Annotated in this window: 5 protein-coding genes; 1 reads left to right on the top strand and 4 read right to left on the bottom strand. The window is 73.4% G+C overall.

All coding sequences use genetic code 11. From position 1 onward, the window contains the following. Nucleotides 1-159: 159 nt before the first annotated feature. Together E1298_RS42020 and E1298_RS42015 are read right to left on the bottom strand one after the other, a co-directional pair. The gene (locus E1298_RS42020) at nucleotides 160-510 is read right to left on the bottom strand and encodes a DUF4233 domain-containing protein (protein WP_131902966.1); all 351 of its coding nucleotides are present in this window, start codon (nucleotides 508-510) and stop codon (nucleotides 160-162) included. Further along, the gene (locus tag E1298_RS42015) at nucleotides 507-1,877 is read right to left on the bottom strand and encodes a bifunctional folylpolyglutamate synthase/dihydrofolate synthase (RefSeq protein ID WP_131902967.1); all 1,371 of its coding nucleotides are present in this window, start codon (nucleotides 1,875-1,877) and stop codon (nucleotides 507-509) included. The genes E1298_RS42020 and E1298_RS42015 overlap by 4 nt, the downstream gene beginning before the upstream one ends. 144 nt (nucleotides 1,878-2,021) lie before the next feature. Here E1298_RS42015 and E1298_RS42010 point away from each other — a divergent pair, with 144 nt between their 5' ends. Continuing rightward, nucleotides 2,022-3,338 (top strand): folylpolyglutamate synthase/dihydrofolate synthase family protein, encoded by a 1,317-nt coding sequence (locus tag E1298_RS42010; protein ID WP_131902965.1) that lies wholly within the window; start codon nucleotides 2,022-2,024, stop codon nucleotides 3,336-3,338. Here the strand turns inward: E1298_RS42010 and E1298_RS42005 are convergent. Both E1298_RS42005 and E1298_RS42000 read right to left on the bottom strand, forming a co-directional pair. Next, entirely contained in the window at nucleotides 3,295-4,230 is a 936-nt protein-coding gene (locus E1298_RS42005; RefSeq protein ID WP_131902964.1) for a hypothetical protein, read from the bottom strand. The two genes, E1298_RS42010 and E1298_RS42005, sit on opposite strands and share 44 nt — an antisense overlap. 26 nt (nucleotides 4,231-4,256) lie before the next feature. Then, nucleotides 4,257-6,878, bottom strand: coding sequence for a valine--tRNA ligase (locus E1298_RS42000; RefSeq protein ID WP_131902963.1), 2,622 nt, complete (start codon nucleotides 6,876-6,878; stop codon nucleotides 4,257-4,259). Nucleotides 6,879-6,974 lie beyond the last annotated feature (96 nt).

The raw sequence follows: 6,974 nt of genomic DNA, 5'->3' as shown, positions 1-6,974 counted from the left end.
GGTGGGGGTGGGCCCGGCGGTGGTGGGCACGGCCTGCTCCTTCGGAGGGTCGCCGTCCACCGCTCCGACATTTCCCGAAAGAGGAGAATGCCGGAATTAGGGTATTAATTGGAATTCGCGGGAACGGGCGGTCGGATTGTCGGCGCCGGTCCCGCGAATTTAGCGCGCCCCGGCCTCCCGCGCCTTGCGTCCCATCCAAATTCCCGTTCCCCAGAGCGCGCCGAACAAGGCGCCGAGGAAGAACATGGTCGGCACCATGAAACCGGTCGCGATGACGAGCACCTGAAGGACCGTGCCCGCCGCGATCCCCCACGGGAACCGCAGCAGCCCCGCCATCAGCAGGCAGACGACCGCCAGCCCCCCGCACACCAGGCCCGCGGTCGCGCCGTCCACGTCCAGCACGGCGACCGCGACGGGGATCGCCAGGGCGATCACGATGGCCTCGCAGCCCAGCACGGTGGCGAGCAGCCTGCGCGCCGGGTTCCCCGTGGCCGTGCCGCGCGCGGTCACCGTCCCTCTCCGACGCGCAGCAGCGTCCGCGCGTCGCCCACGGTCGCCACGGAGCCGGTGATCAGGACGCCCGCGCCCTGGTACTCGCCGGTCTCCTCGGCGAGGCCGATGGCCCGGTCGATGGCGTCGTCCAGCCGGGGCACGGCGTGGACGCGGTCGGGCCCGAAGATGCCCTCGGCGATCTCGGCCAGTTCCTCGGGCGGCATCGAGCGCGGCGAGGAGTTGCGAGTCACCACCAGCTCGTCCAGGACGGGCTCCAGCTGGTCGAGGATCCCGGCGACGTCCTTGTCGGCGGCGACGGCCAGCACCCCGGCCAGCCGGGTGAAGCCGAACGACTCGGTGATCGTGGCGACGCTCGCCGCCATCCCCGACGGGTTGTGCGCCGCGTCCAGCAGGACGGTCGGCCCGGTGCGCACGACCTCCAGGCGGCCGGGCGAGGCCGACGCGGCGAAGCCGCTGCGGACCAGGGCCGGGTCGAGCTGGCCCTCGTCGCCGCCGGTGTAGGTCTCGCCGGCGGCGACGCGCGTGGCGGCCTCCAGGTTGACCTCTCCCCTGGTCGGCGCGCCGCTCGCGAACGCCTCGACCGCGGCCAGCGCGGTCGCGGCGTTGCTCGCCTGGTGGTCGCCGAACAGGGGCAGGAAGACGTCGTCGTAGGTCCCGTGCAGGCCCTTGAAGCCGAGCAACTGGCCGCCCACGGCCACCTCGCGGGCCACCACTCCGTACTCGATGCCCTCGCGGGCCGCGGCGGCGCCGGTCTCGACGACCCGCCGGAGCAACACCTCGGCCGCATCGACCGGCTGCTGCGAGAGCACCGCGACCGCGCCCGGCTTGATGATCCCCGCCTTCTCGGCGGCGATCTCCTCGATGGTGTCGCCCAGGTAGCGGGTGTGGTCCAGGCCGATGGGCGTGACGACGGCGACGGTGCCGTCGGCGACGTTCGTGGCGTCCCAGACGCCGCCCATGCCGACCTCGACCACCGCCACGTCGACCGGCGCGTCCGCGAACGCCGCGAACGCCATCGCCGTGAGGACCTCGAAGAACGACAGGCGCGCCGGGTGCTTTCCGTCGATGAGCCGGGCGAAGGGGTGCACGTCCTGGAAGGTCTCGACGAACCGCTCCTCGCTGACCGGCTCGCCGTCGATCGCGATCCGCTCGCGGAGCGTGGTCATCTCCGGGCTGGTGTAGAGCCCGGTGCGCAGCCCCCGCTCGCGCAGCAGCGCCTCGATGAGCCGGGCGGTGCTGGACTTGCCGTTCGTCCCGGCGACGTGGATGACCGGATACGCGCGGTGCGGCTCCCCCAGGAGGTCGACCAGATCCTGGATCCGGTCGAGCGTGGGGTCGATCTCCCACTCCACGCCACGGCTCATGATCGCGGCGACGACGCCGCGGTAGTCGGACGGTTCGGTTACCTGGCTCACGACGCTCCATGCCTGCGGAAAGTGACCCTCAGAGCCTACTCGGCACCGACCCGGCCCCCGCGCCGCCCCCGCGCGGCCCCGGACGCTGGAAGCATGGGCCAGGTGAACGCCGACGAGGTCTTCTTCCGGGAGTGGGAAGGACGCGCCCCGGGCGAGTCCCGCAGCCTGGCCCGCGCGCGCGCCTTGGCGGAGATCCTGGGCGTCCTGTCCCCGGACGATTTCCCAGGCGATTGCCCGGACGATTTCCCAGGCGATTGCCCGGACGATTCTCCGGGCGTCCCTGTGCTGACCGTTGTGGGGTCCAAGGGGAAGGGCACCGCCGCGACCTTCGCCTCGGCGTTCCTCGCGGCGGCCGGGCTGCGTGTGTGCACCGTCACCAGCCCCGGCCTGCGCGACAGCCGGGACCGGATCAGGGTCGACGGGCAGGCGGTCTCGTGGGACGAGCTGGCCTCCCTCGGCGGACGGCTCGGACGGGCGCGCGCCGCCCTGCCCCCTTCGGGCGGCTACCTGTCCCCCTCGGGCTTGTTCACGCTCGCGGGCGTCCTGCACGCGCGGGAGACGGGTGCCGACGTGATCATCCTGGAGGCCGGGATGGGCGGGCGCTCGGACGAGGCGAGCCTCTTCCCGCCCGACGTCGCCGCCCTCACCCCCGTCTTCCTGGAGCACGCCGGGATCCTGGGCGACACGGCGGCGGACATCGCGCTGGAGAAGCTCGGCGTGGCCGGGGCGCGGACGCGGACCGTCCTGTCGGCGCCCCAGTCCCCCGAGGTGGCCGGGGTCCTGGCGGGGCAGGTCGAGTACGTGCCGCCCGGCGGCAGCGGGCTCCCGTCCGACCTGCTTCCCATGGGGCTGGGCCGGGTGAGCGCCGAGCTGGGCCTCGCGGCCGCGCGCCGCCTCCTGGGAATCCTTGAACTTCCGGCGGGCGCCGGTGAGCCTCCGGCCGGGCGGCTCCGCGACGTCCTGTCGTCGATCACCCTACCGGGGCGGCTGTCCTGGCACGACGTCCCGGGGACGGCGACCACCCTGCTCGTCGACTCCGCCGTCGACCGGACGGGCGTCGCCGCCGCCCTCGCCGCCGCCAGGGACCGCTGGGGGACGGTCGACCACGCCGTCGTCTGCCTGCCCGACCACAAAGACCTGGACGGCGCGATCACCGAGCTGGGCGATCTGCCCGTCACGTTCGTCCGGCTGCCGCTGCCGCACCTGCGCTTCACCCGCGCCCTGCCGCCCGCCTGGGACGTCGTCGGCTCCGGCGCCGTGACGCCCGGGTCGCTCGCCACCCTCGGGCACCGGCTGGTCGTCCTCGGCACCGTCTACTTCACCGGGCTCGTCCTGGACGCGGTGGACGCCGACACCGGGCGCCTGTTCAGCGCTTCGGCTTCTCCACGTCCCGGCGGATGCGGCGCATGAGGTCGGCCATCACGGGGACCGGCTGGCTCGGCGTCGACACGTTAGACGCGACGACGCCATAGGAGTCCTTGGTCGCCCACGCGCAGTACAGATGGACGTCGGCGAGCACGGCGAACGTGCCGCACTGGGCGCGTCCGCCGTCCTTGCCCGCGCTGGCGTTCTGCCCGGTGATGAACGTGGTGGGACGGATCCGCTGGAGGAACGCGCCGGGGTCGCCCACCCGTCCCGTCCCGCCGATGAACAGGACGTTCAGCTTGCCCGCCGGCTCCTCGGTGTAGACGGCCGTGCCGTCCTTGGCCACCGGCACCCCGCCCGCCTGGACCGCCGCCGCGACGAACGGGTACGCCGCGCTCGCGAGAGGCACCGTCATGGCGTCCTTGCGCAGCCCACCGGCGTTGGCCACCGCGGCGATCCGCTTCTTGGACGCGGACACGGCGGTCCCCTTCTCGCCATCGCCGGGCCGGAACACCAGCACGCCCGCCATGAGGACCACGAGGAGCAGCGCGCCGACGCCCGCGCCCAGCAGGACCCCGGGGACCTGCTTGCGCTCGCCGGGCCGGGCCGCCGCGCCGGGCGGGGGCGGCCCGGATCCGTCCCAGGCCGGCGCCCCCTGCACGGCGACCGCCGGAAGCGGCCCCGTCCCGTTCGGGAGCCGGTGCGGGCCCGTCCCGTCCTGGACGCGCTGCGGCCCCGTGCCGTCGCCGGGACCGGAGCCGGACGACCACCACGGAGGCGAGGCGCCCCACGGCGGGGCGGTCTCGCCGGGCTCGGACGGCTCCCCGGGCTCGCCGGACGGCCCCGGAGCGGCATCGTGTTCGACGACCTGCTGCGGGTCCAGCTCGTCGCCGGGCGCGGAGCCGGGCGTGTCCGAGCGAGGAGGTGATTCGGCCATGGCACTCCCGAGGATCTTCGCGTCGATCAGCGCGCGGGCAGGGCCGTGAGCTGTGCTTCCAGGCGGTCGATATCGGCCTCGGCCCGGCCCAGCCGATCCCGGTTCTTGGCCACGACGGCCTCCGGCGCCTTGGCCATGAACGCCTGGTTCCCGAGCTTGCGCCGCGCCTGGTCGGCCTCCTTGCGCGCGGCGGCCAGGTCCTTCTCCAGCCGCTTGCGCTCGGCGGCCACGTCGATGGCGCCGGCGGTGTCGAGCCGGACCGTCACGCCCTCGGCGGGCAGGGACGCGGTCGCCGCGAAGCCGTCGCCCGGCGCGGTCAGCCGCAGCAGCGCGCGGACGCCCTCCTCGTGCGGGGCGAGCGGCGAGGAGCCCCACTCCAGCGCGGCGGCGACCTTCTGGCCGGGCTTGAGGCCCTGGTCGGCGCGGAACCGGCGGACCTCGGTGACGAGCCGCTGCAGCGACTCCAGGAGGGCCTCGGCGTCCCGGTCGGCGCGGCCGGGGTCGGCGGCGGGCCAGGAGGCGGTGACGATCGTCTCGGCGCCCGTCAGGGACGTCCACAGCTCCTCGGTGACGAACGGGACCACCGGGTGGAGGAGCCGCAGGAGCTTGTCGAGCACCTCCCCCAGCACACGACGGGTTGATTCGGCTCGCTCGTCGGCGAGCTGCACCTTGGCCAGCTCCACGTACCAGTCGCAGACCTCGTCCCACGCGAAGTGGTAGAGCGTCTCGCACGCCTTGGCGAAGTCGTAGGACTCAAGCTGCGCGTCGACCTCGGCGATGACCGCGTTCAGGCGCGACAGCACCCATGCGTCCACGGTCGACAGCTCCGCCGGGACCTCGCCGCGGACGTGCGCGCCGTTGATGAGCGCGAAGCGCGTGGCGTTCCACAGCTTGTTGCAGAAGTTGCGCGAACCCTGCGCCCAGTCCTCGGCCACCGGGACGTCGCCGCCGGGGTTCGCGCCGCGCAGCACCGTGAAGCGGGTCGCGTCGGCGCCGTACCGGTCGATCCAGTCGAGCGGGTCGACCACGTTGCCGAACGACTTGGACATCTTCTTGCCGTGCTGGTCGCGGACCATCCCGTGCAGGGCGATGGTCGTGAACGGCTCCACGCCGTCCATCGCGTAGAGCCCGAACATCATCATTCGGGCGACCCAGAAGAACAGGATGTCGTAGCCGGTGACCAGCACCGACGTCGGGTAGAACCGCTTGAGCTCGGGCGTCTCGTCCGGCCAGCCGAGCGTGGAGAACGGCCACAGCGCCGAGGAGAACCAGGTGTCGAGGACGTCGGTGTCCTGCGTCCATCCGGCGGGCGGCTCCTCGTCCGGCCCCGGGCAGGCGACCTCGCCGTCCGGCCCGTACCAGACGGGGATGCGGTGCCCCCACCACAGCTGGCGGCTGATGCACCAGTCGTGCATGTTGTCGACCCACTCGAAGTAGCGGGCCGCCATCTCCGGCGGGTGGATCGCGACGCGCCCGTCCCGGACGGCGTCGCCCGCCGCGCGCGCGAGCGGCTCCACCTTCACGAACCACTGGAGCGACACGCGCGGCTCGACGACCGTCGAGCAGCGCTGGCAGTGGCCGACCGAATGCTCGTACGGGCGGATCTCCTTGACGATCCGGCCCTGCTCGCGCAGCGCCGCCACGACGGCGGGACGCGCCTCGAACCGGTCCAGGCCCTCGAACGGGCCGGGCGCGGTGATGACGCCCCGCTCGTCCATGACCGCCAGGGACGGCAGGCCGTGGCGGCGGCCGATCTCGAAGTCGTTGGGGTCGTGCGCCGGGGTGACCTTGACCGCGCCCGTCCCGAACGCGGGGTCGACGTGCTCGTCCGCCACGACGGTGATGCGGCGGCCGGTCAGCGGCAGCTCGATGTCGCGGCCGACCAGGTGCGCGTACCGCTCGTCCGCCGGGTGGACGGCCACGGCGGTGTCGCCGAGCATCGTCTCCGCCCGGGTCGTGGCCACGACGATCTCGTCCTCGCCCGACCCGTAGCGGATCGAGATCAGCTCGCCCTCGCGGTCGGCGTGCTCCACCTCGATGTCGGACAGGGCCGTCAGGCAGCGCGGGCACCAGTTGATGATGCGCTCGGCGCGGTGGATCAGCCCGTCGTCGAACAGCCGCTTGAAGATCGTCCGGACGGCCCTCGCGCGGCGCTCGTCCATCGTGAACGCCTCGCGCGTCCAGTCGACGCTGTCGCCGAGGCGGCGCATCTGGCCGAGGATGCGGCCGCCGAACTCGCCCTTCCACTTCCAGACCCGCTCGATGAACGCCTCGCGGCCGAGGTCGTGCCGGGACAGGCCCTCCTTGGCCAGCTCCCGTTCCACGACGTTCTGCGTGGCGATGCCCGCGTGGTCCATGCCGGGGACCCACAGCACCTCGTGGCCCTGCATCCGGCGCCGCCGGACCAGGGTGTCCTGGATCGAGTGGTCCAGCGCGTGGCCCATGTGCAGCGACCCGGTCACGTTGGGCGGCGGGATCACGATCGAGTAGGCCGGACGGCCCGGATCGCGCCCGGGATCGGCGGTGAACAGCCCCGCCGATACCCAGCGCTCGTAGAGCCGGCCCTCGACATCGGCCGGTCGGTACTGGGTGGGCAGGTCGACGTCCTCGGCGGCCCCCTGGCCGCGCGCACTGCTGGGCTGTGTCACGGCTGAAGATTCTACGGGGCTAGAAACGGTAGAACGCCCCGCCCCGCACCCGCGTCCAAGGGGACGATCATAGGGTGGCGAGCGTCCCGCCGGACC

Source organism: Actinomadura rubrisoli, from assembly GCF_004349215.1.
In the GTDB taxonomy this organism is placed as follows: domain Bacteria; phylum Actinomycetota; class Actinomycetes; order Streptosporangiales; family Streptosporangiaceae; genus Spirillospora; species Spirillospora rubrisoli.
The sequence above is the reverse complement of the archived record's forward strand: the minus strand, read 5'-3'. Positions and strand labels throughout refer to the sequence as shown.

Coding starts and splice junctions, on each gene's coding strand:
- E1298_RS42005 (WP_131902964.1), bottom strand. CDS start 4,230: ATGGCCGAATCACCTCCTCGCTCGGACACGCCCGGCTCCGCGCCCGGC.
- E1298_RS42010 (WP_131902965.1), top strand. CDS start 2,022: ATGGGCCAGGTGAACGCCGACGAGGTCTTCTTCCGGGAGTGGGAAGGA.
- E1298_RS42015 (WP_131902967.1), bottom strand. CDS start 1,877: ATGAGCCGTGGCGTGGAGTGGGAGATCGACCCCACGCTCGACCGGATC.